The 211-nt window shown below is 58.3% G+C and carries 1 pseudogene; it reads right to left on the bottom strand.

The annotated features are described in order from the left end of the window. Positions 1-137: pseudogene (locus tag QP415_RS13290) on the bottom strand (ISL3 family transposase); the annotation flags it as partial. Positions 138-211: the final 74 nt, after the last annotated feature.

The following is a 211-nucleotide window of genomic DNA, read 5'->3' as shown; positions in this document are numbered from 1 at the left end:
CACCGATCCTCAGCAACAATGCGGCATGCCAACACTGCATGGTCTGGCCACATGTGCTGGCCGGTCACTTCCAGGCCAAGGTCATCCAGGCGCGTGAACGCGCTCAGGTCAGGGCGATCAAAGGTAGTATTGGACATGTCGAGGTCTTTCGGATGGACGGTGTAGGAATCTCCATCATCGAAAGACCTCGACCCCTACCCGGCCACGACAC

Source organism: Pauljensenia sp. UMB3104 (assembly GCF_030217285.1).
In the GTDB taxonomy this organism is placed as follows: domain Bacteria; phylum Actinomycetota; class Actinomycetes; order Actinomycetales; family Actinomycetaceae; genus Pauljensenia.
This window is presented reverse-complemented; position numbering and strand designations above follow the sequence as displayed.